Source organism: Allobosea sp. NPDC055594 (assembly GCF_053618995.1).
In genome coordinates, this window is the sequence record NZ_JBSHIO010000001.1 from 88,311 (window position 1) to 114,038 (window position 25,728).

Below are 25,728 nucleotides of genomic sequence, written 5' to 3' on the forward strand. Positions count from 1 at the left end.
CGGCCGGCACGCGGCGTCAGGCCGGCGCTCCTCGCCTCAGCTTGGACTGCGCGTCGCCGCATTCGGCCGATAGGCCGACGCATCCGTCGTGAAATGGGCATGCCCCCAGGCGGCGAGCTGCTTGCGGATGATCGCGACGAGACGCCGATCCACTGCAGCCGAGAGCATCGGGATGTTCATGGCGAGCTTGTAGGCCAGCATGCGGCTGCCTGCGACTGCCGTGGCGATGCCGTAGCAGGCCTTGTCCAGCGCGCCCGGAACCACGCCCATGCTCGCAGCCTTCGCCTTGTCCCCGCCCGCATAGTTCTTGACGAAGAACACCTTCGAGAAGCCTTTCTCTACGCGGTCGAAAATGCGCGACGGGAGGGACTCGTCCGCCGGGAGGTAGGCGCCGATCGTCGCGCGCAGCAGGTTGCCGCAGGTCTCGTCGTCGAAGCCCGAACGCAATGTCGCCAGGCTCGCGGCCATCAGCGTCACGATCTCCTTCGGCGTCGTTCCCAGCAGCGCCTCGGGCAGGCCGAGCAGATAGCAGCGATAGCGGCTGAGCTCGACGCGGGCGCGCTCCTCCGGCGTGAACTCGCTGCGGCCTTCGCGCAGAATGCCCGCAGACATCATGGTGACTCCGATGAGACCGGCCGGCATCTGATCGACCTGCGGGATCGGAATACCGTAGACCGAGACGTCCCAGCGGCCCTTGCGCATGGCGTTGAAGCGTACCATCGAGTGCATCAGGCGGACCATCGCCGCCGCACGGAAGCCCTCGCCATTGCGGGCGAGCGCTCCGGGCAGCACCGAGGTCGCGAAGAATGTCGCCGTCTCCTTGACGCGCCTTGCGGCGCTTTCGTTGGAGAGAGTCCCTGTCAGCGCCATCGGAAGCGCGGCGTAGCGGTTCATGAAGGTCGCGATGAAGGCGGCGCGGATGGCGATCGGGCTCATGATCGCCATGGGTGCGCGCTCGATACGCGCGCCTTCCTCGACCAGGGCCATGTCGAGCCAGTCGGGCACGGTCTCCATCGCCGCGATGAAGTCGCGCAGTTGCGGCGGGGCGTCAGGGACGGAAGCGATGCCGTGCCGGCAGGCCTGGTCGAGCATCTCGATCAGCCGCTTGAAGCCATGTTCCGGTATCAGCGCGGCATAGGGATCGGCCACGCGGTCGCCCATGAAGGTGTAGGCGCGGACCAGTGTCATCAGGCCGTCATCGGCCAGAAGCTGCGCGCGCTCGGCCTCGGTTGCGGTTCGCAGCTCGTTGGGATCGCTGGCCGCGCCGGCGAAGCGCTCAGGCAGGGCATCGAAGTCCACGGCTCCGTAGATCGAGGGCGTCACATCCGCCTGCGACCGCACCTGATCCCAAATCTGCTGCTTGTACATTCCGCTCATCCCGCTTGGAGCCGTTTCACAGCGGCCACCCGGAGCCACGTGGGCGCACCATAGGCAGCCGCGCTTAACCTGGGCTTACCCAACGTTTCTGGTCGTGACGGCCGGCGCGCAGCCTCGACGATGCGGGTGGTTGTCGGCCTGCGACCACGAGCCTGGCGCTGCGTCGCGCCGGCATTTCGCCTGTCGCGGCGGAGTCCGAGCGAGCCGTCGACCATAGGGGCGAAGGCCGGCCCGAGGGCGGCCATCCCAGTATATTTTCGGCCTCGATCATGTGGATGAAAGGGTTGGCGCTGTTTCGCGAGTCCGCTGCGGTGCTATCGTCGCAAGACGAATCAGATTTCGCATCGGAGATGAGCGGCACATGTCCGACGAGTACGGCGATGGTGGGAGGCCCCCACTCGGACCGATCCAATCGCTCAACCGGGTCGTGCGGCTCGACGGCCCCGAGGCTGGCTTCGTCGATGCAGGCGTCGAGCTGGCGGGCTACGTCAAATGGTTCGACGTCAGCAAGGGCTACGGCTTCGTCGTGCCGGAAGACGGCGGCAGCGACATCCTCGTCCATGTCACGATTCTGAAGCGCGACGGCTTCAACGCCATCGCCGAAGGCGCGCGCATCGTTCTCGAAGTGGTCGCCAAGGCGCGCGGTCGCCAAGCGATCCGGGTGCTCTCGATCGACACCTCCGCCGGGCGCCATCCGGCTGAAATGCCGATGCCGCGCACCAATGCCTCGGTGACACCGACCAGCGGGCTCGAGCGCATGGTGGTGAAATGGTTCAACCGGCTGCGCGGCTTCGGCTTCGTCTCGGCCGGCGAGGGCGCGCCCGACATCTTCGTCCATATGGAGACGCTGCGCCGCTACGGTATCGTCGAGCTGATTCCCGGCCAGACGGTTCTGGTTCGCTATGGGCCGGGGCCGAAAGGGCTGATGGCCGCCGAGATCAGGCTCGAGCAGGGCGGGCCACCCAGCTCGCATTGAGAAGAAAAATCTCCTGGAAGGGCGCCTTCGGGCGCCTTTTTTCGTTGCGCGCCGGACATCCACGGCAGCATGACTGAATAATTAACGTAAATCCCCGTGAAATACCTAAATTTCCGTTGAATTGTGCGCAATGCATATTATAGAGGCGGCCCGATACTGAAAGTGGGGGCTGCCTCGCGCGACCGGCTGGTCGGGAGGGCTGCTCCGGAGAGCCGGCCGTGAAGCTATTCCACCCTATCCTGGCTGGCGCGACATTGGCCGAGCGCACTGCGGCCTGCGCCGGCGTGTTTGCCGCGATCGCGCTCACCGCCGCGGCCGGCTTTGCCTTCCCCGTCCATGCACCGCTCGTCCTGGCGCCGATCGGTGCTTCGGCGGTCCTGGTCTTCGTGGTACCGGCGAGTCCGCTTGCGCAGCCCTGGCCGGTGATCGGTGGCAACGTGATCTCCGCCTTCGTGGGGCTCGCCGCCGGCTGGGCCGTGCCTGACCTGACGATCGCGGCTGCGCTGGCCGTTGCGCTCGCCATCGCGGCGATGTCGCTGACGCGCTCGCTGCACCCACCAGGTGGCGCAGTCGCGCTCACCGCCGTGCTCGGCGGGCCGGTCGTCATGGAGTGGGGGCTGTTGTTCCCCTTCGTGCCGGTCGGGCTGTGCTCGCTCTCGCTGGTCGCGCTCGGCGTTGCCTTCCACGGCCTCACGCGCCGCAGCTATCCACATCGTCACATGGCGGCCGGCCATGCGCCGCCTCAGGCGGAGCCGTCGGCGACGTTCAGCCCCTCCGACATCGATGAGGCCCTGGCGCAGATGGGCGATTCCTTCGACATCGCCCGCGAGGATCTCGACCTGCTGCTGCAATATGCCGAGGCGAGCGCGATGCGCAGACAGGCCCTGCGGTCATGAGGGATTTCGCTCGGCTCGGATTTTTCGAGGCGAAACGAAAAATTTGAACGATTCCGTTTCATCCGGTCTCAGGGAACCGGGGCTAAGGTGATCTCGTTGCAAGGATATGCCGATCACCGTGCTACTGATCACCGACCGCCCAGAACAATCTCACAAGCTCGACCGGCTGCTGTCGCTGTGGGGACCTTGCGCCGTGGTCGACCTGAACCGGCCGGTGGCTGTGCGGCCGGCGTCGCGGCATTTGCTGATCAGCGATGTCGACCTGTCCAACCGTGCCTCGGTCGAGGCGGTACGGCGCACACTCGCCAGCCATAGAAGTGCCGGAACTCCGTTCCTGTGCCTGCTGCGCGACCCCTCGCCACGGACGGCCGTGCAGGCCAATGCGATTGGCGCCAGTGCCGTGCTCTCGGCCGATGCGCCGGCCAAGGTCCTGCTCGGCGAGGTCGGACGGATGCTCAATGGCGGCGGGGATTCGCAGCCGGTGCAGCAGCAATTCGTCGCGGCCTCGGTCGTCGTAGCCGACATGCTGGAGCGGGCGGCGAGGGGCGATGCTCTGTCCCCCGCGGCGCTCGACGGCGGCATCGAGGCGATCAATCGCGCCGCCGACCAGCGCGATCTCGGCGCCTGGCTCGACATGGTCTGGAGCCATGACGATGCCACCTATCAGCATTGCCTGCTGGTCGCCGGCCTTGCCGCTGCCTTCGCCGAGCGGCTCAGCTTTCCCGAAACTGCGCGCCGGCTGGTGACCGGAGCGGCGCTTCTGCACGATGTCGGCAAAGCGCGCGTCCCGCTCGCCATCCTGCACAAGCCGGGCGCGCTGACGACGGAGGAGATGCGGATCGTGCGCGAGCATCCGCAGGTCGGCTACGAGATGCTGCGCAGGCAGGGCGGTTTCGAGCGCGAGGTCGTCGACGCCGCCTATAGCCATCACGAATATCTCGACGGCTCCGGCTACCCGCGCGGCCTGCGTGCCGACGAGATCTCCGATCTGGTGCGGATGATCACCATTTGCGACGTCTATGCGGCGCTGATCGAGCGGCGCTCCTACAAGGCGCCGATGGCGCCCGAGCAGGCCTACGGCACCCTGGCGGCGATGACCGGCAAGCTCGATCCCGATCTGTTGCGCGCCTTCCGGCAGGTCATTCTGCCGAACTGACCGGACTTTAGAGCGCGAAGGACGTGCCGCAACCGCAGGAGGCGGTGGCGTTCGGATTGGTGATCTTGAACGACTGGCCGACGAGGTCGTCGACGAAATCGATCGTGCAGCCTTCGAGCAGGTCGACCGAGGTCTCGTCGATGAGCACGGTCGCGCCGCTGCGCTCGATCACGATGTCGCCCGGCGCCTTCTCCTGGTCGATGTCGAAGACATATTGGAAACCCGAGCAGCCGCCGCCGGCGACGCTGACACGCAGCATCGAGCCCGGCGGCTCCTTGGCCATGACCGCGACGATGCGCCCCGCCGCCTTGTCGGTCAGCGAGATCGCGCGCGGATTGGCCTCGATTGCGGTCGTCATGCGCAGAACATCCTTGCTCCTGCCTCGCCCGCAAAGGTAATGGCCAGCCTGCGCCCGTTCAAGCCGCCTCCACCGGTGGGCAGCCAAGCAGCGAGCGAACATCGAGCGAGCGAACATGGCGCCAGCACAAGATCCGCTTCATCCGCCGCGCGAGCCGGGCGATCGCTGGCGCGCCGTCTATGCCTGCCGGACCGCCACGAGCCGTGGCCGGCTGGTCGAGGAGCCGGGTTCCGCGACGCGCAACCCCTTCCAGCGCGATCGCGACCGCATCATCCATTCCACCGCCTTCCGTCGGCTGAAGCACAAGACCCAGGTCTTCGTCTCGCATGAGGGCGATCATTTCCGCACCCGGCTGACCCATTCGATCGAGGTGGCTCAGATCGCCCGCGCGCTCGCCCGGGCGCTCGGCCTCGACGAGGACCTCGCCGAGGCGCTGGCGCTGGCGCACGACCTCGGCCACACGCCCTTCGGCCATACCGGCGAGGATGCGCTCGACGAATGCATGAAGGATTTCGGCGGCTTCGATCACAATGCCCAGACCCTGCGGATCGTGACGCGGCTGGAGCGGCGCTATGCCGGCTTCGACGGGCTGAACCTGACCTGGGAGACGCTCGAGGGGCTGGTCAAGCACAACGGCCCGCTGGTCGAAGCCGATGGCCGGCCGGTGCCGCGCTATGCCGCGACGGGCATCCCGGCGGCGATCGTCGAATATCAGGCCAAGCAGGATCTCTGGCTCGCCACGCACGCCTCGGCCGAGGCGCAGGCGGCGGCGCTCGCCGACGACATCGCCTACAACGCCCATGACATCGATGACGGGCTGCGCGCCGGCATGTTCGAGCTCGCGGAACTGCGCGCGGTGCCCTTCCTCGCCGGATTGCTCGACGAGATCGAGAGGCTGCATCCGGGGCTCGAAAAGCCGCGCGCGACCAACGAGCTGGTGCGCCGTGTCATCACCCGCTTCGTCGAGGACGTGATCGGCCATTCCGAGGCTCTGATCGCGGCGCTCGCTCCGGCCGATGTCGATGCGATCCGCCGGGCCGGGGCGCCGGTCGTCGCCTTCTCTGAGCGGATCGCGGCGGCCGACAAGGCGATCAAGGGCTTCCTCTATCCGAACATGTATCGCCACCCGCGCATCAAGGTGATCCGCCAGCAGGCGGCCGATGTGGTGCGCGACCTGTTCGACCGGTTCAACGCCACGCCGGAGGCGATGCCGGGCGAATGGTCGGCGGACTGCGCGACGCTGGACGAGGCCCGCCGGGCCCGCCGGATCGCCGACTATATCGCCGGGATGACCGACTCCTACGCGCTCGGCGAGCATCGCCGGCTGTTTGACGCCACTCCGTCGCTGCGATAGGGCCGGGCCGGTCAATCCTTCGAAATCCATCAATCTCCGTCGAAAATCGCTGGTCGCCATGAATATTTTCGAGACTTTCTCCGCGCGCCTCGCCGCCATCCTCTCCGGAATGGCGGAGGCCGGCCGCATCCCCGCCGGGCTTTCGCTGGCGCGGGTCGTGGTCGAGCCGACGAAGGATCCGGCCCATGGCGATCTTGCGATCAACGCCGCCATGGTGCTCGCCAAGGAGGCCGGCATGGCGCCGCGCGCGCTCGCCGAGCTGATCGTCGCCGAACTCGCCAAGGACGCCGATGTCCTCAAGGCCGAGATCGCCGGGCCGGGCTTCATCAACATTACGCTGCAGCCCGCCGTGTTCACCGCGGTTCTGAAATCGGCGGTGCTCGCCGGAGCCGAGCATGGCCGCGGCCGGCCGAAGCCTGAGCCGAAGATCAATGTCGAATATGTCTCGGCGAATCCGACCGGGCCGATGCATGTCGGCCATGGCCGCGGCGCGGTCTTCGGCGATGCCCTGTCGGCATTGCTCGCTTTCGCCGGTCACGATGTCACCCGCGAATACTACATCAACGACGCCGGCGCGCAGGTCGACGTTCTCGCCCGCTCGGCCTTCCTGCGCTATCGCGAGGCGCTGGGCGAGGAGATCGGTGCGATCCCCGAAGGGCTCTATCCCGGCGATTATCTCGTCGCGGTCGGCGAGGCGCTGGCGCGCGAGCACGGGCCGGCGCTGCTCGGCAAGGCCGAATGGGACTGGCTGCCGACCGTGCGCCAGGCGGCGATCGACGGCATGATGGCGATGATCCGCGACGATCTCGCCGCGCTCGGCGTCGTTCACGAGGTCTTCTTCTCGGAGCGCTCGCTGCAGGGTCGGGACGGCAATGCCGATGCCGTGCACCAGACGATCGAGGATCTGCGGGCCCGAGACCTGATCTATGAGGGCCGCCTGCCGCCGCCGAAAGGCCAGAAGGACGAGGACTGGGAGGATCGCGAGCAGACCCTGTTCCGCGCCACCAAATTCGGCGACGATGTCGACCGGCCGCTGCTGAAGTCGGATGGCAGCTACACCTATTTCGCCAACGACATCGCCTATCACCGCTCGAAGTTCACGCGCGGCTTCGCCGAGATGATCGACGTCTGGGGCGCCGACCATGGCGGCTATGTCAAGCGCATGCAGGCGGCGGTGAAGGCGGTGACGAGCGGGGAGGGCGCGCTCGACGTCAAGCTCTGCCAGCTCGTGCGGCTGCTGCGCAATGGCGAGCAGGTCCGCATGTCGAAGCGCTCCGGCGACTTCGTCACCCTGCGCGAGGTCATCGACGAGGTCGGCCGCGACGCGGTGCGCTTCATGATGATCTTCCGCAAGAACGACGCGACGCTCGACTTCGACCTCGCCAAGGTCGTCGAGCAGTCGAAGGACAACCCGGTATTCTACGTCCAGTATGCCCATGCGCGCTGCGCCTCGATCTTCCGTCAGGCGAAGGAAGCCTTCCCGGACCTCGATCTCTCGCCGCAGGGGCTGGCGCAGGCCGATCTCGGGCTGCTCACCGACGAGTCGGAGATCGGCATCGTCAAGATGATCGCCGCCTATCCGAGGATGATCGATGCCGCGGCTTCGTCACACGAGCCTCATCGTGTCGCCTTCTTCGTCCACGAACTGGCGAGCGCCTTCCACTCGCTCTGGAACAAGGGCAAAGACTCGCCGCAATTACGGTTCGTTAATCAAACTGATCGAAAGTCGACCGCAGCAAGATTGGCGTTCGTGCATGCGGTGCGCAGCGTCCTTGCTTCCGGTCTGGCGGTCGTCGGTGTGGCGGCGCCGGAAGAGATGCGCTGACGGGTCTGCCCCCGTCGCCTCGGGCGCCCTGCGGATCAGAAGATCCGGCCAGCGTCTGCCGGGATCGATGCGGGAGCGGGATTGGTTGGGCGTGCCGGAAGGCAGGCTGGCCGGGCTTTCGTCAGATTGACCGCGCGCTGCCGCCGTTCTTTGATGGCGCTGGCAGCGCGCTGGAATGGATCACGTCATGAGCGAGCCAGCTAGAAACCGTTTCGCCCTCGATCTGGATGACCTCGAGCGCCAGCTCCGCGGCGCGGCCCAGCCGCAGAAGCCGGGTTCGGCGAACGATCCGCTGATGGAGTTGACCAGGCTCGTCGGCCAGGACGATCCGCTCAAGGAATTGTTCAGCGGCCGCCCGGCTGCGCCTGTTGCCGCGCCAGTCTCGGCTCCGGCGGCGGCTCCCGTCCGGCCCGTGGCCGAGGCTCCGGCGCACTGGCCGGCGACGGCCCGCGTCGAGCCTTCCTTCCACCCGGCACCCGCAAGCCAGGCTCCGGCCGAGGCCGCGCAGCCTCCGGCCGAGTTGATGGGCGCCCTGGACGAGTTCGAGGCTCTGCTGCGCCGGACTGAGCCTGGAAGGGCTCCCGCGGCCCCGATGGCACCCGTGCCGGCGCAGTTTCATGAGCAGGCGCACCGCCAGGAAACCGCGTATCCTGAAGCCGGCTATGCCGAATATGACCAGCCGGCCGCCTCGCAGCATGGCTATGCGGCGCCGGCCTATGTGCCGCAGGTGGAGGCCGGCGCGCACGCCTATGTGCCTGAGGAGCCCCGCGATCTCGACGAGGCGGTGCAGCAGGGCTACCCGGTCGGTTACGACCGGGCGTTGCCCGAGGATTATGCCCAGCCGCAGCAGGCCGAGGAAGATGCGCGCCAATATGCCCAGCCGCGTTCGCGCAAGGGGTTGTGGGCGGCTGCTGCCGTGATCGCCGTCACCGTTGCCGGCGTCGGCCTCGCCATGACCTTCCGCGGCTCGCGCCCGACGGTCGGAGCCGATGGCCAGCCGCCGGTGATCAGCGCCGACGCCGCGCCGACGAAGGTCGCTCCGGTCAATCCCGGCGGCGCCGAGATTCCCAACCAGAACAAGCAGATCTATGAGCGCTCCGGCGAGACCCCCGCGGCCGAGACCAAGGTGGTCAGCCGTGAGGAGCAGCCGGTCGATGTCCAGCAGGCGGCGCGCTCCATGCCTTCTCGCCCGGGTTCGTCCGACACGACCAGCGCGGCGCTCGCCTCCGGCGAGCCGGGGCTGATCGCGGTTCCGCCCGTGCCGGGCCTGGGCGAGCCGCGCAAAGTCCGTACCGTCGCGATCCGCCCGGATGGCACCCCGGTTCCGCCGGCGGGCAATGGTGCGGCGGCGCCCGCGCCGCAGCCGATGGTGACGGGCTCCGCGCCGGTCAGCCGTCCGGCGGCGACGCCGACGGTCGACGCCGCCAAGGTGCAGGATCGTGCCGCCGCGCCGACGACGTCGCCGGCCGCCGTCACGCCGCCGCCGCGGACCCGCACGGCTGCGCTCGACCCGGTTGCGCCGACCAGTGCCGCGCCGGCCGCGCCCCGCGCCGACGCCAATGGCGGATTCGCCGTGCAGCTGGCGGCGCCGGGCAGCGAGGCCGAGGCGCGCGCGACTTTCGCGGCCCTGCAGCGCAAATACCCGACCCAGCTCAGCGGCCAGAGCCCGATCGTGCGCAAGACCGAGCTCGCAGGCGGCAAGACCGTCTATCGCCTGCGCGTCGGTCCCTATTCGCGCGAGGATGCCGCGACGATGTGCACCGCGCTCCAGGCCGCCGGCGGGCAGTGCTTCATCGCCAAGAACTGAGCCCGCCATAGCGGATATCGCCGTTATTCGATCAGCGCCGGCCGCGACATTCGCGGCCGGCGTTTCCATTTCCCGCCATGCATGACGGGCCGGGCGAGGGGCGCCCCCGGCGTGCTTGCCTCCGGCGTTCGCCGTGGGCAGGCTGGGGCCTCGTCCTTCCAGCTCCGCGGTCTTCCGTCATGTCTCTCGATCCGATCTCCCGGCCCGCCGATGGTGCCGTTTTCCTCGGTGGCGAGGCCGTCCATTACGATGCAGTCTCGCCCGGCTCTGTCGCGGTGATCGGCATCCCCGGGGCGACGCCCTACCGATCAGGCTCGCTTCATAGTGCGGCGGCACCAAGCGCGATTCGGGCCGCGAGCGCGCCCCAGGCGGCGCGGCGCGGGCACTATGATTTCGATCTGGGCGGCCCGCTGCTCCGGGAGCGGGACAGGCTGGTCGATTGCGGCGACATCGCTTTCGACCCGGCCGATCTCGCCGGGAACCGGGCGCGGATCGAGGCCGTCTATACGAGCCTGTTGGCACGAGGGACTGCACGCCTGCTGCTGGGCGGCGACGACAGTGTGCAGATTCCCGCGCTGCGCGCCTTCGCCGCCCGCGACGAGATCAGCGTCCTGCAGGTCGATGCGCATATCGACTGGCGCGAGGAGGTCGAGGGCGAGCGCTTCGGGCTGTCGAGCACGATGCGGCGGGCCTCCGAGCTTTCCGGCGTCAAGGCGATCGTCCAGGTCGGCGCGCATGGTATCGGCAGCGCCCGCGAGGCCGAGGTCATCGATGCGCGGGCTGCCGGCGCGCAATTGATCGATATGCGCATGCTCAGGGCCAAGGGCATCGCTCATGCCGCGCAGTGCGTGCCGGCCGGTCGCCCCGTCGTGGTCTGCTTCGATGTCGACGGCTTCGATCCCTCGGTGGTGCCGGGCGTGCTCGGCCGCGCGCCGGGCGGGCTCGGATTCGGCGATGTCGTCGATCTGCTGAACGGGGTCGCCGAGCGCGCGCCGATCATCGGCTTCAACATCGTCGAGTTCGTGCCGCAGCAGGATGTCGGCGGGCTCGGCACGCGCGCGGTCTGCCGCCTCGCCATGCTGGCGGCAGGGCTGCTTGCCAGGAGCGTCGAGCGCTGAACCCGAATCGATTCAGCTGGTTGGATGGCATCCTTCACCATCGGGTATCGGAGCCCGTAACCGTCTCCGTCGCTCGCCGGCGGCCATGCATGCCGGCGCTTGCGCACCGCTTCGGCCATTCGGCAGATCGCTTGAACGCCGTATGCGTCGCGCCATCCGGCGCACGCTTCTTCGAAATTTTCCCGTGGATCGTGCGGTTTCAGGCGCAACCGATCCCGCTTTCCGCCCCGTCTAGGGCGCATGCGGCCCTTCCGGCCGTGCCGTTTTGCCGCTAGGGCGGTAGCGGTAGCGTCGCGCTACCCTGGCGAGCAGTGCCGCCCGAGAGGCGCGAAAGCTCGCAAGCAAGAGGAAAGCCATGGACCGCCGCAAATTCATCAAGTCGGCTGGCGCGGGTGCCGCCGCCAGCGCCGCCATCGCCGCTCCGGCAGTGGCCCAGTCGATGCCGAAGGTCAGCTGGCGTCTGACCTCGAGCTATCCGAAGAGCCTCGACACGCTGTTCGGCATCTCGACCCAGGTCGCCAAGCGCGTCGCCGAGGCGACCGACGGCCAGTTCCAGATCCAGACCTTCGCCGCCGGCGAGATCGTGCCGGCGCTCCAGGCGCTCGACGCGGTGCAGAACGGCACGGTCGAATGCAGCCACACCCTGGCGAGCTTCTATATCGGCAAGGACACCGCCTTCGCCTTCGAGACCTCGCTGCCTTTCGGCATGAACACCCGCCAGCAGAACGCCTGGCTCTATGCCGGCGGCGGGCTCGAGCTCTGCCGCGACTTCATGAAGAAGTTCAACATCCACACCATCCCCTCCGGCAATACCGGGGCGCAGATGGGCGGCTGGTTCCGCAAGGAGATCAAATCGGTCGCCGATCTCCAGGGCCTGAAGTTCCGCATCGCCGGTCTCGGCGGCCGGATCATGTCGAAGCTCGGCGTGGTGCCGCAGACCCTCGGCGGCGGCGACATCTACCCGGCGCTGGAGCGTGGCACGCTCGATGCGGCCGAGTTCTCCGGTCCCTATGACGACGAGAAGCTCGGCTTCCAGAAGGTGGCGAAGTACTACTACTACCCGGGCTTCTGGGAAGGCTGCGCCAATGTCAGCTTTATCGCCAACATGGAAAAGTGGAACGCGCTGCCGGCGCATTACCGCGCTATCGTCGAGGCCGCCTGCGCCGAGGCCAATGCGCTGTGCATGGCCAAGTACGACCATGGCAACCCGGATGCGCTGATCCGCCTGGTCGGCACCGGCGCCGAGCTGCGCCCGTTCCCGCAGGACGTGATGCAGGCGGCCTTCAAGGAGGCTTTCGCACTCTACGCCGAGCTTGCCGCCAGCAACCCGAACTTCAAGACGTTCTGGGATTCCTTCCTGCCCTACTGGAAGAAGGAACAGCTCTGGTTCCGCGTCGCCGAACTGCCCTTCGACGCCTTCAACGCCCAGGCGGCGGCGCAGCTGCGCTGAGCGGCGGACCCGATACAGTCATCCCGGCTGGGCGCGGCCCGGCCGGGATGACGAAGTGGTTCCCAACGAATGCCGCCCGCGTTCCGGGCGCGTTGATCCGGCTGTTCGGTCAATGGCTTGCGGCCGGATCCAGCCAATCTGATTCAAGCCGGTCGCAGCTGGCGCCTGCTCAGTCGAGATAGCGTACCCGGCTGCTCGCCAGCAATTCGATGACGAAACCCGGGGCGTCGAGCCCGGCGGTAACCTCGGAGAGCAGCCCGCCCTCATTGGTCCGCACCACTTTCAGCCGCTCGACGATCTCGGCGGCGCGGCGACGCGGCACCACGACGACGCCGTCGGGGTCGCCGATCAGGATGTCGCCCGATTCGATCGCGATGCCGCCGCAGACGATGGGCAATCCGACCGTGCCGGGGCCCGAGCGGTGCACGGAGGAAGGCGTCGCGCCCTTTGAGAACACCGGCAGGCCGATGCGGCGCAGATCGGCGATGTCGCGTACCACGCCGTCGGTGACGAAGGCGGCGACCTCGCGGTTCTTCATCATGCCGGCCAGGAGATCGCCGATGATGCCGGCCTGGGTGAAGCCGTGGGTCGCGGCGACGATCACGTCGCCTGGCTCGGCCAAAGCGACGGCCGCGCAGACCGCGAGATTGTCGCCGGGACCGCAATCGCAGGTGAGGGCGGTGCCGATGAAGAATTCCGGCAGGCCGGGCGGCGCCTTAATCGCGAAATCCATCGCGCCGCCGGCATGCATGGCGTCGGATATCTGGGCCGTCGGGGCGCCCTTCAAGGCTGCGATCAGGCTGGCCTGCGGGCGCTCGAAGGTCTTGCGGATGGTCAGCAGCGGGGCTTCGTCGATCATGGCTATGCGGTCTCGCGTCACGGGGCTGACGAAAGTCTAGGCCGGGAGGCGGCCGCCGCAAGCGGCAACCCACAATTCGACGATGCCACCCGCTTGACCGGCAAGGCCGGCATTCCTACGCCTGTCGCATGACCTCGCGCGCCTTCATCGCCGGCTGCCTCGGCACGAGCCTCACTCCCGACGAGCGCGCCTTCTTCCGCGACGCCCGGCCCTGGGGCTTCATCCTGTTCAAGCGCAACACCCAGGACCCGGCGCAGGTCGCGGCGCTGACGGCCTCGATGCGCGAATGCGTCGGCTGGCAGGCGCCGATCCTGATCGACCAGGAGGGCGGGCGGGTACAGCGCATGGGGCCGCCGCACTGGCCGCCCTATCCGCCGGCGCTGGCCTTCCTCGCCATCAACGATCCCGTGCAGCAGCGCGAGATCGTCAGGCTCTCGGCGCGGCTGATGGCGCATGACCTCAAAAGCGTCGGCATCGATGTCGATTGCCTGCCGGTACTCGACGTGCCGGTCGCCGGCAGCCATGACGTGATCGGCAACCGCTCCTATGCGCGCGATCCCGTGATGGTGGCCAAGCTCGGCCGGGCGGCGGCCGAGGGCCTGCTCGCCGGCGGCGTGCTGCCGGTGATCAAGCACATGCCCGGCCATGGCCGGGCCAAGGCCGACAGCCATCACGACCTGCCGGTGGTCGAGGCGAGCCTCGACGCGCTGCGCGCCCACGATTTTACGCCCTTCCGCCATCTCGCCGACATGCCGCTGGCGATGACGGCGCATGTCGTCTTCACCGCCCTCGACGCGCGCAGGCCGGCGACGACCTCGCGGCGGATCGTCCGCGAGGTGATGCGCGGCGAGCTCGGCTTCGACGGGCTGATCATGACCGACGACATCTCGATGAAGGCGCTTTCCGGCAGCTTCGCCGAGAAGTCGAAGGCGGCGATCCGGGCCGGTGTCGACGTCGTGCTGCATTGCCATGGCATCATGGACGAGATGGTCGCCGTCGCCGGGGCGGTCCCGGCGATGACGGGACAGCGGGCGCGGCGGGCGGCGATGGCGCTGGCGCGCATCCGCCATGAGCCGGAGCCGATCGACGTCGACGCGGCACGCGCCCAGCTCGCCAGCGCCCTTGCCTTGGGCGGAAGTTAGGCCGAACCTGCATGCGTTGGGGCTGAGACGCTGGGGTCACTCATAGTCCCCATCCTGAGGAGCGAGCGCACTCGCGTTTCGAAGGATGTTTCCAGAGGGCGCTGGAACCTCCTTCGAGGCGCCGCGGAGTTATCCTTGGGCCGGCCAAAGGCCGGACCCGAGGGCGGCTTCTCAGGATGAGGGCTGTGAACCCACAAGCGTTACTGTATCGGGGATGGGCCGACGATGGCCGCTGAACTGCCATTCGAGGAGAGCGCCGCGCCCGAGCGCGCGGTGGAGGAGCCGGCGTTCCTGATCGATGTCGACGGCTATGAAGGGCCGCTCGATCTCCTGCTCGATCTCGCCCGGCGCCAGAAGGTCGATCTGGCGCGGATCTCGATCCTGGCGCTGGCGGAGCAGTATCTGTCCTTCGTCGAGCGGGCGCGGGAACTGCGCCTCGAGCTCGCTGCCGACTATCTCGTGATGGCGGCCTGGCTCGCCTATCTGAAATCGCGCCTGCTCCTGCCGGAGCCTCCCAAGGGCGAGGAGCCGAGTGCGGCCGAGCTTGCGACCGCGCTCGCCTTGCGGCTGAAGCGGCTGGAAGCGATCCGGGCGGCGGCGCAGCGCCTGGCGGTGCGCGAGCGGCTCGGCCGTGATGTCTTCGCGCGCGGGGCGCCGGAGGCGGTGGTCGCCGGGGTGCGCCCGGTCTGGGAGGCCGAGCTCTACGACCTGCTCGCCGCCTATGCGCAGCAGCGCCAGCGCCATGTGCGCACGCCGATGAGCGTCGGCCATCGGCAGGTGCTCTCGCTGGTCGAGGCGCGCGAAGCGCTGGCGCGGCTGGTCGGCGAGGCCGGTGAGTGGACGGCGATCGACGGCTATCTCGCACAGTACATGCAGAGCCATGGCATGCCGGCCGAGACGATGACGGCGACGGTGAAGGCCTCCTCGCTCTCGGCCATGCTCGAAATGGTGCGGGAAGGTGTGCTCGACCTGCGCCAGGACGGCGCCTTCGCGCCGCTCTATGTCCGTCGGCGCTCGTCCCGGCCACCGTCTCTGGGATTGTGAGGACCTGATCCGCATGGCCCCGGCCGAAGCCCAGAGGGACGAGGACGACGAGCGCTGGGACGGCGCCGAAGCGCTGGCTCGCGCCTGCCGCATCGCGGAGGCGCTGCTCTTCGCTTCGACCGCGCCGCTTTCGGCCGAGGAGCTCGCCAAGTCGGTGCCGGCCAATGTGCCGATCGAAAAGGTGCTGGTGGCGCTGGAGCAAAGCTATGCGATGCGCGGCGTGACGCTGAAGCGCGTCGCCGGCGGCTTCGCCTTCCGCACCGCGCCCGATCTTGCCTATCTGCTGGCGCCGGAGGCCGAGGCGCCGCGCAGGCTCTCGCGCGCCGCGCTCGAGATCCTGTCGATCATCGCCTACCACCAGCCGGTGACGCGGGCCGAGATCGAGGAGATCCGCGGGGTCGCCACGGCCAAGGGCACGCTCGACATCCTGCTCGAGGCCGGCTGGGTGCGGCTGCGCGGCCGGCGGCGCTCGCCGGGCCGGCCGGTGACCTTCGGTACCACGAAGGGCTTCCTCGACCATTTCGGGCTCGACCGCATCGACGACCTGCCCGGGCTCGACGAATTGAAGGGCGCCGGCTTCATCGAAGGCCGGCTCTCCAAGGACCTCTCGGTACCGGTTCCGGACGACGATCCGGACCTGCGCGCCGACGAGGATCCGCTCGGCGACCTGTTCAGCCCGCTTGACGAAGGCGGCTAGCCGCCGCACAGCGCGGGCGAGTAGGGTATGTCGACCCCACGCCCGCCCCGTCATCCTGGACAAGCCGCTTCAGCGGCGTAGTTCGGGATCCATCGTAGGTCTCCGCTCTTTGCGATGGATCCCGGGACTTCGCTGCGCGAAGCCCAGGATGACGAGGATTTCATCAATTTTGGAGAACGCATTGGCTCGTAGCGAAAGCATGATGCGCCGGCTGGGCTGGGGACGGCGCGGCACCGCCGGCGCCGCCATCCCGGTCTCGCTCGGCTTCGACGAGGTCACGCAGCGATTCGGCGGCGTGACCGCGCTGGACGCCGTCTCGCTGACGGTCGCGCCGGGCGAGGTCATTGCGCTGCTCGGTCATTCCGGCTGCGGCAAGACGACGCTGCTGCGGCTCGCAGCCGGCGTCGAGCGGCCGAGCGCTGGCCGGGTTCTGCTCGAGGGGAGGGATGTCGCCTCGGCCGACGCCTTCGTCGAGCCGGAGGAGCGCGGCGTCGGGCTGGTCTTCCAGGACTACGCGTTGTTCCCGCATCTCAGCGTGCGCGAGAATGTCCGCTTCGGCCTGCGTGGCTATGGCGATGCGCAGGCGGATGCCACGGCCCTGCGGGCGATCGCGCGCGTCGGCCTCGCCGATCTCGCCGAGGCTTATCCACACATGCTTTCGGGCGGCGAGCAGCAGCGCGTCGCGCTGGCGCGGGCGGTGGCGCCGCGGCCCGGCGTGCTCCTGATGGACGAGCCCTTCTCCAATCTCGACCGGCGCCTGCGCGACACGGTGCGCGACGAGACCATGGCGCTGCTCGATGAAATCGGCGCCACCTCGATCATCGTCACCCATGATCCCGAGGATGCGATGCGGATCGCCGATCGGATCGTGCTGATGCGCCAGGGTCGGATCGTCCAGATCGGTACGGGCGAGGAGCTCTATCGCAAGCCCATCAGCCTCTTTGCCGCCCGATTTTTCTGCGATCTTACTGAAATCGACGGGACGGTCGTGCGCGGCGCCGTCGATACGCCGATCGGCCGCTTTCCCGCGAATGGACTGGCCGAAGGCGCGGCCGCGGTGGTCTGCGTACGCCCGCAAGGCGTCCGGCTCGTGCCCAGGGGCTTCTGCCTGCCCGGCAGGGTGGTGATGCGGCGGTTCCTTGGCGAGGTGGACGAGCTCCAGATCGCGGTCGACGGGCTCGACAAGCCGCTCACGGCGCGCTTCGCGCAACCGGGGTCGGTTCGCGAGGGCGAGGATGTCGGTCTCGACATCTCGACCGACGAAGTCCTTGTGTTCCCTGCTGGGGACACCTAGTTTCCGGCACAAGCGACTGGCCCGGCTGGGAGGTCGGAGGCTGGGTTCAATTCGGAGGAATTTGCGATGGGTGGCGTCAGTATCTGGCACTGGGTCGTCGTCGGTGTCATCGTCATGCTGCTCTTCGGCCGCGGCAAGGTCTCGGAGCTGATGGGCGACGTCGCGAAGGGCATCAAGTCGTTCAAGAAGGGCATGGCGGAGGATGATCCGCCGGAGACCACCGCGCAGCCGGCCGATCCCAAGGTGATCGACCACAACGCGCAGACGGCCAATCCCGCCCCTGCCAAGGCCGAAACCAAGGCCTGATGGCGCGCCGCCAGCGTGCGTCCCGATCGGTCGCGCGCGGCCGGACGCAGAGGAATGCGCTGGATCGATATCTCGAGCAGGCCGGCCCGCAAAAGTGGTTTCCACTTGCGGCCGCGCATGCTCTAGAGCGGCGTGGGTGGCGAGAGGACTAGCCGTCGATGTTCGACATCGCCTGGAGCGAATTATTGCTGGTCGGGGGCGTCGCGCTCATCGTGATCGGCCCCAAGGAATTGCCGGGCGCGCTGCGCACTGCCGGACAGATGGTCGGCAAGGTCAGGCGCATGGCCGCGGAATTCCAGGGGCAGTTCAACGATGCGATGCGCGAGGCGGAGCTTCACGACCTGAAGAAGCAGGTCGAGGACATCGGCACCTCGGTGCAGGCCTCGACCAATTTCGACCCGATCGAGCCGATGAAGGATTTCGGCACGCCGGCCGCGCCGAAGCCCGACGAGGCGGCGGTCAAGGAGGCGGAAGCCAAGCTCGCGGCGATTCCCGGGCCGGAGCCCTTGCCCGAAATCGTGATCGATCCGGCACCGGTCGCGGCCGCGGAGGCGCCGGCCAAGCCGAAGCGCCGGCGCAAGACGGTCGCCACCGAGGAGCCCGTGATCCCGGAGGCCGAAGCCGCGTCGCCGGAGCCGGTCGCCAAGCCGGCCCGCAAGCGCAAGCCCAAGGCCGCCCAGAATGAAGACGGGAGCCCGGCATGAGCCTCGCCGAGGTGAAGACGCCTTCGGATCGCGAGGGCGAAGATGAGATCGAGGCCTCGCGCGCTCCGCTGATCGACCATCTGATCGAGCTGCGCGCGCGGCTTATCAAGTCGCTGGTCGCCTTCCTGATCATGTTCTTCGTCTGCTTCGCCTTCGCGACGCAGATCTACAATCTCCTGGTCCAGCCCTATGTCTGGGCGGCGGGGCCGGGCGCCAATGTCCAGCTGATCTACACGGCGCCTCTGGAATATCTCTTCACGCAGATCAAGATCGCGGCGTTCGGCGCGGGCTTCTTCGCCTTCCCGGTGATCGCGACGCAGATCTACAAATTCGTCGCGCCGGGGCTCTACAAGAACGAGCGTCAGGCCTTCGCGCCCTATCTCGCGGCGACGCCGATCTTCTTCGTGCTCGGCGCGGCCATGGTCTATTTCTTCGCCATGCCGGTGCTGATGAAGTTCTCGATCGGCATGCAGCAGGCGGCGACCGAGGGGCAGGCCGGCATCCAGCTCCTGCCCAAGGTCAGCGAATATCTCTCGTTGATCATGACGCTGATCTTCGCCTTCGGCGTCTCCTTCCAGCTGCCGGTGATCCTGACCCTGCTCGGTCAGGCCGGGATCGTCTCCTCGCAGTTCCTGAAGGAGAAGCGCCGCTACGCCATCGTCTTCGTCTTCGTGGTCGCAGCCGTACTGACGCCGCCGGACGTGATCTCGCAGCTGATGCTCGCCGTGCCGATGCTGTTGCTCTACGAGCTCTCGGTGTTCGCGGTCCGCCATGTCGAGAAGAAGCGCGACGATAAGAAGGCGGCGGAAGAGGCGGCAGAGAAGGCCGGCGAGTAAGTCGTTATCCCCGCCTGTCCGCCTCGTGGCGGGCAGGCGCGTTCGAGCGCAGCCCTTACGACCGAAGCCGTGGATGGTCGGGACAAGCCCGACCATGACGGCAGAAGCGTCTATTGCAGCGATGCAGGCAGTTCCCTCGCGCGCCGTCCCGGTCTACAGCATCACGCTCTTTCGATTAATGGCGTGACTGGCGATGTACGACATCAAATGGATTCGCGAGAATGCGGAAGCGTTCGACCGGGGGCTGAAGCGGCGCGGGCTGGAGCCCCTGTCCTCCTCGCTGCTCGCGCTCGACGACACCCGCCGTGCGGCCATCGCCAAGGCGCAGGCCGCGCAGGAGCGCCGCAACGCCCTCTCCAAGGAGATCGGCAAGGCGATGGGCGCGAAGGACCTCGCCCTCGCCGAGAAGCTCAAGGCCGAGGTCGCGGCGCTGAAGGATGCCGGTCCTGCGCTCGAGGCGGAGGAGCGGGCCGCGGTCGAGGCGCTCAGCGAGCAGCTCGCGGCGATCCCGAACCAGCCGCATGAGGATGTGCCGGAAGGCGCCGACGAGCACGGCAATGTCGAGCACAGCTGCCATGGCGAGAAGCCGGAGCAGGGCGGCAAGCGCCTGACCGGTGTCAACCAGCCGAAGGAGCATTACGAGCTCGGCGAGGCGCTCGGCCAGATGGATTTCGAGAAGGCGGCCAAGCTCTCGGGCTCGCGCTTCGTCGTGCTCGACCGGCAGATCGCCAGGCTGAACCGCGCCATCGGGCAGTTCATGCTCGACACCCATGTCGAGGAGCACGGCTACACCGAGGTCAATCCGCCGCTGATGGTGCGGGACGACGCGATGTTCGGCACGGCGCAGCTGCCGAAGTTCCGCGACGACCAGTTTCGCGCCGGCGAGGATCATTGGCTCATCCCCACCGCCGAGGTGCCGCTGACCAATCTGGTGCGCGAATCGATCCTCTCTGAGGAGGAGCTGCCGCGCCGCTTCACCGCGCTGACGCCCTGCTTCCGGGCCGAGGCCGGCTCGGCCGGTCGCGACACCCGCGGCATGCTGCGCCAGCACCAGTTCGAGAAGGTCGAGCTGGTCTCGATCACCGCGCCCGAGAAGTCGCGCGAGGAGCATGAGCGCATGCTGGCCTGCGCCGAGGCCGTGCTGAAGAAGCTCGACCTGCATTATCGCGTGATGACTTTGTGCACCGGCGACATGGGCTTCGCCTCGCAGAAGACCTACGACATCGAGGTCTGGCTGCCGGGCCAGAAGACCTATCGCGAGATCTCGTCCTGCTCGGTCTGCGGCGATTTCCAGGCGCGGCGGATGAACGCCCGTTACAGGACCAAGGACGGCAAGGGCCCGTTCTTCGTCCACACCCTCAACGGCTCGGGCACGGCGGTCGGCCGCGCGCTGATCGCGGTGATGGAGAACTACCAGAACGCCGACGGCTCGATCACCGTGCCGGAGGCGCTGGTTCCCTATATGCGCGGGGCGACCCGCATCGAGAAGGCGGTCTGATCCCATGCGCATCCTAGTGACCAATGACGACGGCATCCATGCCGAGGGGCTGGCCGTGCTGGAGCGCATCGCCGCTCAGCTCTCCGATGATGTCTGGGTCGTCGCGCCCGAGACCGACCAGTCGGGCGTCGCGCATTCGCTGTCGCTGTCGAACCCGCTGCGCCTGCGCCAGATCGAGGAGAAGCGCTTCGCCGTGCAGGGGACGCCGACCGATTGCGTGATCATGGCGGTGCGCTCGATCCTCGCCGACGCCAAGCCCGACCTCGTGCTCTCCGGTGTCAATCGCGGCCAGAACGTCGCCGAGGACGTGACCTATTCCGGCACCATCGCCGCAGCGATGGAGGGCACCCTGCTCGGCATCCCCTCGATCGCGGTGAGCCAGGCCTACACGCCGGGCGACCGCAACAAGATCAGCTGGGACTGCGCCGAGCAGCACGCGCCGCCGATCATCCGGCGTCTGTTGGAGGAGGGGATTCCCAAGGACATCCTGTTCAACCTCAACTTCCCGAATCTCCCGCCGGCCGAGGTCAAGGGCGTGGCGGTGACGGTGCAGGGCCGGCGCGACCAGGAACTGGTCAAGCTCGAGCCGCGCCAGGATGGCCGCGGCAACCCGTATTTCTGGATCGCCTTCCAGCGCTCGAAGCGCGACCCGGCGAACGGCACGGATCTGCGGGCGCTGGCCGAGGGCAAGATCTCGCTGACGCCTCTGGAACTCGACCTGACCCATGAACCGACACTGACCCGCTTCGCGCAGGTCTTCGCGTGATGGAGGGCGCCGGCTCGGCGGTGCTTGGCTGATGAGCTGTGACCGTCATGCCGGGCAAGCGGAGAAGCCGCCCAGCTCCGGAAATCATCGGAGGGCTCTGCGCCCTGCGATGATTTCAGGCGCTCCGCTGCGCTGCGGCCGGAATGACGGCATTTGGTTTCTGCTCGGCGAGCGACCACTCCGGTTCGGGACGGGAATGCGATGACCGAGGAGGGGGCCAGCAGCGAGAGCGAGCGCACCGTCGCCTTTCTTCTCTCGCTTCGCGCGCGCGGCGTGCGCGACCTCGCCCTGCTGCGCGCGATGGAAAAGGTGTCGCGCGAGCACTTCGCGCCGTCGCGCTTCGCCGATCTCGCGCGCCAGGACGTCTCCGTGCCCTTGCCCTGCGGCCAGACCATGACGGCGCCGCACACGGTCGCGGCCCTGCTCGGCGCGCTCGAGCTCAAGCCCGGCTGCCGGGTGCTCGAGATCGGCTCCGGCTCCGGCTATGTCGCGGCGCTGATGGGGACGATGGGCGCGCAGGTCGTCTCGCTCGAGCGCTACCGCACGCTCGCTCTCGCCGCCCATGAGCGGCTGGCCGGCGGCGGCTTTTCCGGATCGGTCGAGCTGCACCATGCCGACGGCTTCCAGCCCGATCGCGCGCTCGGCCGCTTCGATCGCATCCTCGTCAATGGCGTGATGCAGGTGTTGCCTGAGGCGCTATTGGCCCGGCTCGGGCAGGGCGGGCGCCTCGTCGCGGCGCTGCCGGGCGAGGGGGGCACCCGGCGCGTCGTGGTGACGAGCGGTGAGAACGGTTTCGAGCATGCGCTCGGCCCGGCGATCCGCCTGCCGCCGCTGGCGCCCGGCCTGGCGCTGGCGCTCTGAAGGCCGGTCGGGAAAGTAAGCCCTCAGCCTGAGGCGCCGTGCGGCAGCGTCTCGCAAGGATGCTTTGGATGGCTTTTCTGAACCTCCCGAGGCGTCCTTCGCCACTCCATCCATGCGGAACGGCTCCTCAGGATCAGGGCTGCGGGAAACTCGAACAGGCGCCGAGGCGGAGTTCGCCGGCTTCAAAATTTACGCCGGCTCCTCCTCGCGAAACGGTTTCGTAACCTAACCGCCGCTTTAATGCGGACCATAGAGTTGCGTCGTTCGCGAGTGCTGAGTCCATGCGTAAGCAAGTTGAGTTGGCAATGCCGAAGCCCCTGGTCCGCCTCGTGTCGGTCTGCGCCCTCACGGTCGCTCTCGGGGCCTGCTCGGAGGCTACGCGCTTCACCGAGGCGCCGTTCAGCAATCCCTTCAGGACCGCTCAGGCCCCGTCCGGCTACGATCCGGCCACGACCGGTTCGATCGGGCGGTCGTCTCCGCAGCCGGTTCCGTCGCGTTCCTACGAATCCGCGTCGGCCGCCCCTGCCGGAGGTGTTCGCAGCCAGCCGCTGCCGCCGCCCAGCTCGGCCGTCACCTTGCGCTCGGCTCCTGCGGCCTTGCCGTCCTCCTCTCCCGCCGTCGTCGGTTCTGCGGCGGGCTGGAGCGCCCAGGGCGGGACGCCGATCGTCCTGGCTCATGGCGAGACGCTCGATACGATCTCGGGCCGCTACGGCGTGCCGCGCTCGGCGCTGATGTCGGTCAACGGCCTGTCGAGTGCCGAGGTCACGCCTGGTACGCGCATCGTCGTCCCCGTCTACAATGCCAGCGGTAGCCAGACTGCCTCGCGTCAGCCCTTCCCGAACGAGAGCCGCAACGACGCCAACCGGTTGGCGCCGCCGCCCGCTTCGTCGCCGGCGGCGCGTCCGGTCGCCGCCATCCCCACCGCGCGTCCCGCCGCCGCCGCCCCGAAGGCAGTCAGTGCTGCCGAGGCGAAGGCGCAGGCCGCAGCCGAAGCCAGAGCAAAGGCAGCGGCCGACGCCAAGGCGATGAACGAATCGCGGGCTCGCTTCGCTGCCGAGGCCAAGGCCAAGGCGGCTGCGAAGCCGGTGGCCGAGGCCAAGCCTGCGACTCCGGCTCCCGTCGCTGCCGCCAAGCCGAAGGTCGCGACCCAGGTCGCCAGCCTGCCGGCCGAGCAGAAGCCGGTGGTCCAGTCCAGGCCGGAGCCGAAGCCGGTCGCCGAGCCGCAGACCACCGCCAGCCTGCCGCCCAAGGCGGAAGAGCAGCCTGCCGGCCCGAGTGCCGATTTCCGCTGGCCGGCCCGCGGGCGCGTCATCGCCGGCTACAATGGCAAGGGCGGCAACGAGGGCATCAACATCGCGGTGCCGGAAGGCACGCCGGTCAAGGCGGCCGAGGGTGGCGTCGTCGCCTATGCCGGCAACGAGCTCAAGGGCTACGGCAATCTCGTGCTGATCCGCCACCCGAACGGCTACGTCTCGGCCTACGCCCATAATGGCGAGATCAACGTCAAGCGTGGCGACCAAGTCAAGCGCGGCCAGGTCGTCGCCAAATCCGGCCAGTCGGGCAACGTCAACTCGCCCCAGCTGCATTTCGAGCTGCGCAAGGGTTCGACGCCGGTCGACCCGGTTCCCTACCTGAACAACTGAGCCGAATTTCACCATTCGACCGGATTCGCGAGACCCTGCCGGTCGACACGAGACGGGGCGGTCCCAGGAAAGGCCGCCCCGTTTTCTATGTGAAACACGTCATGGCCGGGCATGCTCCGGCCATCTCAGGCAGAAAGAGGCGCTTGCCCGAATCTGCCCGTCCTGAGATTCTCGGGTCTGTGCTTCGCTTCGCCCGAGAATGACGACCGCTCACCCCTCGAGCTTCTTCTCCAGCCGCCCGGCCAGGTCCTGAATGTACTGCCAGGCGGTGCGGCCGGAGCGCGAGCCGCGCGTCGTCGCCCATTCCAGCGCTTCGCGGCGCAACTGCTCAGGCTCGATCGTCAGGCCGAAATGGCTGACATAGCCGTCGATCATGGCGAGATACTCGTCCTGGCTGCATTTGTGGAAGCCGAGCCAGAGGCCGAATCGGTCGGACAGCGAGACCTTTTCCTCTACGGCCTCACCGGGATTGATCGAGGTCGAGCGCTCGTTCTCGACCATCTCGCGCGCCAGCAGGTGCCGGCGGTTCGAGGTCGCATAAAACACGACATTGGCCGGCCGGCCTTCGACGCCGCCGTCCAGCGCCGCCTTCAGCGACTTGTAGGAGGTGTCCTGTCCGTCGAAGGAGAGATCGTCGCAGAAGACGATGGCCGGATGAGGATCGGCCTTGAGCAGCCCCATCAGCACCGGCAGGCTCTCGATGTCCTCGCGATGGATCTCGATCAGCTTGAGCGGCCGCGCGCCGGCGGGCAGGCGCTGGTTGGTGTCGGCATGCACGGCCTTGACCAGCGAGGACTTGCCCATGCCGCGGGCGCCCCAGAGCAGGACATTGTTGGCGGGCAGGCCGCGGGCAAAACGCTCGGTGTTCTCGGCCAGCGTGTCGCGGACCCGGTCGACGCCGCGCAGCAGGGAGAGCGCGACCCGGTTGACCTTCGGCACCGGCGAGAGCGACTGCGTGGAAGCCTGCCAGACGAAGGCGTCGGCGGCGGTGAGGTCGGGCGCCCGCCGTGCCGGCGGGGCGAGGCGCTCCAGCGCGGCGGCGATCCGCAGCAGGGTGTCGAGGGTCTGGTCGGAGGCGATGTCGGTCATCGGAAAGGGCTTCCGCTGGTCTGGATTGTACCGAACGGTACGGTACGCTCCATAGATCGCAGCGCAAGCTCGAAATCAAGACCATTGCGCGAAGGGCAGGGACCTCATAGGTGAGGGCGGCGAAGGGGGAAAACCGTCCCCTCGCATTGATTTCAGCTCGCCGCTGACTATAGTCCGCCCGTTTTTGCAACCCCCGCGCCGGCCGGCCGAACACTCGGCCCGGCGACGTGAAGGAGCCTTCCCGTGATCACCCCCGCTTTCGCCCAGGGCCTTGGAGGCGGCGGCACCAACGACATCCTGATGTCGCTGGTCCCGTTCGTCCTGATCTTCATCATCATGTGGTTCCTGATCATCAGGCCGCAGCAGAAGCGGGTGAAGGCTCATCAGGAGATGATCAAGAACGTCCGCCGCGGCGACACGGTCATCACCTCCGGCGGCATCATCGCCAAGGTCTCCAAAGTGGTCGACGACAGCGAGATCGAGGCCGAGATCGCCGATGGCGTGCGCGTGCGCATCCTCAAGGGCATGGTCCAGGACGTTCGCTCCAAGGGCGAGCCGGTCAAGAGCTGAAGGCGCGCCGCGCGCGGCCGGAGCAGGCCATCCGAGGCGGGAGCCGGTCTGACGACCGCACCCGCCTTTAGCCTCCCAGGACCGCGCCGACGCAGAAAAGGC

At 68.1% G+C, this 25,728-nt stretch carries 24 protein-coding genes; 20 read left to right on the forward strand and 4 right to left on the reverse strand.

Going from position 1 to position 25,728, the window contains the following annotated elements; all coding sequences use genetic code 11:
• Nucleotides 1–36: 36 nt before the first annotated feature.
• Nucleotides 37–1,368 carry an oxygenase MpaB family protein gene (locus ACWGRX_RS00470; protein ID WP_452115976.1) on the reverse strand — a complete coding sequence of 444 codons (1,332 nt, stop codon included), beginning with the start codon at nt 1,366–1,368 and terminating at the stop codon, nt 37–39.
• Between the two features lie 370 nt (nt 1,369–1,738).
• Between ACWGRX_RS00470 and ACWGRX_RS00475 the strand changes: the two genes are divergently transcribed.
• From ACWGRX_RS00475 to ACWGRX_RS00485, 3 genes are all read left to right on the forward strand, one after another.
• Nucleotides 1,739–2,353: a cold-shock protein gene (locus ACWGRX_RS00475; RefSeq protein WP_452115977.1), complete on the forward strand. Its 615-nt coding sequence runs from the start codon at nt 1,739–1,741 to the stop codon at nt 2,351–2,353.
• A gap of 218 nt (nt 2,354–2,571) precedes the next feature.
• Nucleotides 2,572–3,249, forward strand: coding sequence for an HPP family protein (locus tag ACWGRX_RS00480; RefSeq protein ID WP_452115978.1), 678 nt, complete (start codon nt 2,572–2,574; stop codon nt 3,247–3,249).
• Nucleotides 3,250–3,367: 118 nt separating this feature from the next.
• Nucleotides 3,368–4,405: an HD-GYP domain-containing protein gene (locus ACWGRX_RS00485; RefSeq protein ID WP_452115979.1), complete on the forward strand. Its 1,038-nt coding sequence runs from the start codon at nt 3,368–3,370 to the stop codon at nt 4,403–4,405.
• Nucleotides 4,406–4,412: 7 nt separating this feature from the next.
• On the opposite strand, the gene ACWGRX_RS00490 is transcribed toward ACWGRX_RS00485, so the two are convergent.
• Nucleotides 4,413–4,763: a HesB/IscA family protein gene (locus ACWGRX_RS00490; protein WP_291638707.1), complete on the reverse strand. Its 351-nt coding sequence runs from the start codon at nt 4,761–4,763 to the stop codon at nt 4,413–4,415.
• A 115-nt stretch (nt 4,764–4,878) separates the two neighbouring features.
• Between ACWGRX_RS00490 and ACWGRX_RS00495 the strand changes: the two genes are divergently transcribed.
• From ACWGRX_RS00495 to ACWGRX_RS00515, 5 genes are all read left to right on the forward strand, one after another.
• The gene (locus ACWGRX_RS00495) at nt 4,879–6,117 is read left to right on the forward strand and encodes a deoxyguanosinetriphosphate triphosphohydrolase (RefSeq protein WP_291648926.1); all 1,239 of its coding nucleotides are present in this window, start codon (nt 4,879–4,881) and stop codon (nt 6,115–6,117) included.
• A 58-nt stretch (nt 6,118–6,175) separates the two neighbouring features.
• Complete coding sequence (gene argS, locus ACWGRX_RS00500; RefSeq protein WP_452115980.1) at nt 6,176–7,942, forward strand: arginine--tRNA ligase; 1,767 nt, start codon at nt 6,176–6,178, stop codon at nt 7,940–7,942.
• A 187-nt stretch (nt 7,943–8,129) separates the two neighbouring features.
• Complete coding sequence (locus tag ACWGRX_RS00505; protein WP_452115981.1) at nt 8,130–9,749, forward strand: SPOR domain-containing protein; 1,620 nt, start codon at nt 8,130–8,132, stop codon at nt 9,747–9,749.
• A 179-nt stretch (nt 9,750–9,928) separates the two neighbouring features.
• The gene (locus ACWGRX_RS00510; protein ID WP_452115982.1) at nt 9,929–10,867 is read left to right on the forward strand and encodes an arginase family protein; all 939 of its coding nucleotides are present in this window, start codon (nt 9,929–9,931) and stop codon (nt 10,865–10,867) included.
• Between the two features lie 355 nt (nt 10,868–11,222).
• Nucleotides 11,223–12,317 carry a TRAP transporter substrate-binding protein gene (locus ACWGRX_RS00515; protein ID WP_291638712.1) on the forward strand — a complete coding sequence of 365 codons (1,095 nt, stop codon included), beginning with the start codon at nt 11,223–11,225 and terminating at the stop codon, nt 12,315–12,317.
• Between the two features lie 169 nt (nt 12,318–12,486).
• Here ACWGRX_RS00515 and ACWGRX_RS00520 read toward each other — a convergent pair whose 3' ends face one another.
• Nucleotides 12,487–13,176, reverse strand: coding sequence for an RraA family protein (locus ACWGRX_RS00520; RefSeq protein ID WP_291638713.1), 690 nt, complete (start codon nt 13,174–13,176; stop codon nt 12,487–12,489).
• A gap of 128 nt (nt 13,177–13,304) precedes the next feature.
• On the opposite strand from ACWGRX_RS00520, the gene nagZ reads away from it, so the two are divergent.
• The 11 genes from nagZ to ACWGRX_RS00575 all read left to right on the forward strand — a co-directional run bounded on the left by nagZ (nt 13,305) and on the right by ACWGRX_RS00575 (nt 23,967).
• Nucleotides 13,305–14,318, forward strand: a complete 1,014-nt coding sequence (gene nagZ, locus ACWGRX_RS00525; RefSeq protein WP_452115983.1) for a beta-N-acetylhexosaminidase — start codon at nt 13,305–13,307, stop codon at nt 14,316–14,318.
• Between the two features lie 225 nt (nt 14,319–14,543).
• On the forward strand, nt 14,544–15,362 hold the full coding sequence (locus ACWGRX_RS00530) for a segregation and condensation protein A (RefSeq protein WP_452115984.1): 819 nt from the start codon (nt 14,544–14,546) through the stop codon (nt 15,360–15,362).
• Between the two features lie 13 nt (nt 15,363–15,375).
• Complete coding sequence (gene scpB / locus ACWGRX_RS00535) at nt 15,376–16,059, forward strand: SMC-Scp complex subunit ScpB (protein WP_452115985.1); 684 nt, start codon at nt 15,376–15,378, stop codon at nt 16,057–16,059.
• A 181-nt stretch (nt 16,060–16,240) separates the two neighbouring features.
• Nucleotides 16,241–17,353 (forward strand): ABC transporter ATP-binding protein, encoded by a 1,113-nt coding sequence (locus ACWGRX_RS00540; RefSeq protein WP_291648940.1) that lies wholly within the window; start codon nt 16,241–16,243, stop codon nt 17,351–17,353.
• A gap of 66 nt (nt 17,354–17,419) precedes the next feature.
• On the forward strand, nt 17,420–17,659 hold the full coding sequence (locus ACWGRX_RS00545) for a twin-arginine translocase TatA/TatE family subunit (protein ID WP_452115986.1): 240 nt from the start codon (nt 17,420–17,422) through the stop codon (nt 17,657–17,659).
• A gap of 158 nt (nt 17,660–17,817) precedes the next feature.
• On the forward strand, nt 17,818–18,363 hold the full coding sequence (tatB, locus tag ACWGRX_RS00550) for a Sec-independent protein translocase protein TatB (RefSeq protein ID WP_452115987.1): 546 nt from the start codon (nt 17,818–17,820) through the stop codon (nt 18,361–18,363).
• Entirely contained in the window at nt 18,360–19,199 is an 840-nt protein-coding gene (gene tatC, locus ACWGRX_RS00555) for a twin-arginine translocase subunit TatC (RefSeq protein ID WP_452115988.1), read from the forward strand. The genes tatB and tatC overlap by 4 nt, the downstream gene beginning before the upstream one ends.
• A 193-nt stretch (nt 19,200–19,392) precedes the next feature.
• On the forward strand, nt 19,393–20,697 hold the full coding sequence (gene serS, locus ACWGRX_RS00560) for a serine--tRNA ligase (RefSeq protein ID WP_452115989.1): 1,305 nt from the start codon (nt 19,393–19,395) through the stop codon (nt 20,695–20,697).
• A 4-nt stretch (nt 20,698–20,701) separates the two neighbouring features.
• Nucleotides 20,702–21,463, forward strand: coding sequence for a 5'/3'-nucleotidase SurE (surE, locus tag ACWGRX_RS00565; RefSeq protein WP_452115990.1), 762 nt, complete (start codon nt 20,702–20,704; stop codon nt 21,461–21,463).
• A gap of 201 nt (nt 21,464–21,664) precedes the next feature.
• Nucleotides 21,665–22,324 carry a protein-L-isoaspartate O-methyltransferase family protein gene (locus ACWGRX_RS00570; protein ID WP_291638724.1) on the forward strand — a complete coding sequence of 220 codons (660 nt, stop codon included), beginning with the start codon at nt 21,665–21,667 and terminating at the stop codon, nt 22,322–22,324.
• Nucleotides 22,325–22,629: 305 nt separating this feature from the next.
• Nucleotides 22,630–23,967, forward strand: coding sequence for a peptidoglycan DD-metalloendopeptidase family protein (locus ACWGRX_RS00575; RefSeq protein ID WP_452115991.1), 1,338 nt, complete (start codon nt 22,630–22,632; stop codon nt 23,965–23,967).
• Nucleotides 23,968–24,177: 210 nt separating this feature from the next.
• Here ACWGRX_RS00575 and ACWGRX_RS00580 read toward each other — a convergent pair whose 3' ends face one another.
• Nucleotides 24,178–25,056: an ATP-binding protein gene (locus tag ACWGRX_RS00580; RefSeq protein ID WP_452115992.1), complete on the reverse strand. Its 879-nt coding sequence runs from the start codon at nt 25,054–25,056 to the stop codon at nt 24,178–24,180.
• A gap of 300 nt (nt 25,057–25,356) precedes the next feature.
• On the opposite strand from ACWGRX_RS00580, the gene yajC reads away from it, so the two are divergent.
• Nucleotides 25,357–25,626, forward strand: a complete 270-nt coding sequence (gene yajC, locus ACWGRX_RS00585; protein ID WP_291638739.1) for a preprotein translocase subunit YajC — start codon at nt 25,357–25,359, stop codon at nt 25,624–25,626.
• The last annotated feature ends 102 nt before the right edge of the window (nt 25,627–25,728 follow it).

Excerpts from the sequence above, each read along its gene's own strand:
- ACWGRX_RS00470 (WP_452115976.1), bottom strand. The coding sequence starts at position 1,368 with ATGTACAAGCAGCAGATTTGGGATCAGGTGCGGTCGCAGGCGGATGTG.
- ACWGRX_RS00475 (WP_452115977.1), top strand. The coding sequence starts at position 1,739 with ATGTCCGACGAGTACGGCGATGGTGGGAGGCCCCCACTCGGACCGATC.
- ACWGRX_RS00490 (WP_291638707.1), bottom strand. The coding sequence starts at position 4,763 with ATGACGACCGCAATCGAGGCCAATCCGCGCGCGATCTCGCTGACCGAC.
- ACWGRX_RS00495 (WP_291648926.1), top strand. The coding sequence starts at position 4,879 with ATGGCGCCAGCACAAGATCCGCTTCATCCGCCGCGCGAGCCGGGCGAT.
- argS (WP_452115980.1), top strand. The coding sequence starts at position 6,176 with ATGAATATTTTCGAGACTTTCTCCGCGCGCCTCGCCGCCATCCTCTCC.
- ACWGRX_RS00505 (WP_452115981.1), top strand. The coding sequence starts at position 8,130 with ATGAGCGAGCCAGCTAGAAACCGTTTCGCCCTCGATCTGGATGACCTC.
- ACWGRX_RS00510 (WP_452115982.1), top strand. The coding sequence starts at position 9,929 with ATGTCTCTCGATCCGATCTCCCGGCCCGCCGATGGTGCCGTTTTCCTC.
- ACWGRX_RS00515 (WP_291638712.1), top strand. The coding sequence starts at position 11,223 with ATGGACCGCCGCAAATTCATCAAGTCGGCTGGCGCGGGTGCCGCCGCC.
- ACWGRX_RS00520 (WP_291638713.1), bottom strand. The coding sequence starts at position 13,176 with ATGATCGACGAAGCCCCGCTGCTGACCATCCGCAAGACCTTCGAGCGC.
- nagZ (WP_452115983.1), top strand. The coding sequence starts at position 13,305 with ATGACCTCGCGCGCCTTCATCGCCGGCTGCCTCGGCACGAGCCTCACT.
- ACWGRX_RS00530 (WP_452115984.1), top strand. The coding sequence starts at position 14,544 with ATGGCCGCTGAACTGCCATTCGAGGAGAGCGCCGCGCCCGAGCGCGCG.
- scpB (WP_452115985.1), top strand. The coding sequence starts at position 15,376 with ATGGCCCCGGCCGAAGCCCAGAGGGACGAGGACGACGAGCGCTGGGAC.
- ACWGRX_RS00545 (WP_452115986.1), top strand. The coding sequence starts at position 17,420 with ATGGGTGGCGTCAGTATCTGGCACTGGGTCGTCGTCGGTGTCATCGTC.
- tatB (WP_452115987.1), top strand. The coding sequence starts at position 17,818 with ATGTTCGACATCGCCTGGAGCGAATTATTGCTGGTCGGGGGCGTCGCG.
- tatC (WP_452115988.1), top strand. The coding sequence starts at position 18,360 with ATGAGCCTCGCCGAGGTGAAGACGCCTTCGGATCGCGAGGGCGAAGAT.
- serS (WP_452115989.1), top strand. The coding sequence starts at position 19,393 with ATGTACGACATCAAATGGATTCGCGAGAATGCGGAAGCGTTCGACCGG.
- surE (WP_452115990.1), top strand. The coding sequence starts at position 20,702 with ATGCGCATCCTAGTGACCAATGACGACGGCATCCATGCCGAGGGGCTG.
- ACWGRX_RS00570 (WP_291638724.1), top strand. The coding sequence starts at position 21,665 with ATGACCGAGGAGGGGGCCAGCAGCGAGAGCGAGCGCACCGTCGCCTTT.
- ACWGRX_RS00575 (WP_452115991.1), top strand. The coding sequence starts at position 22,630 with ATGCCGAAGCCCCTGGTCCGCCTCGTGTCGGTCTGCGCCCTCACGGTC.
- ACWGRX_RS00580 (WP_452115992.1), bottom strand. The coding sequence starts at position 25,056 with ATGACCGACATCGCCTCCGACCAGACCCTCGACACCCTGCTGCGGATC.
- yajC (WP_291638739.1), top strand. The coding sequence starts at position 25,357 with ATGTCGCTGGTCCCGTTCGTCCTGATCTTCATCATCATGTGGTTCCTG.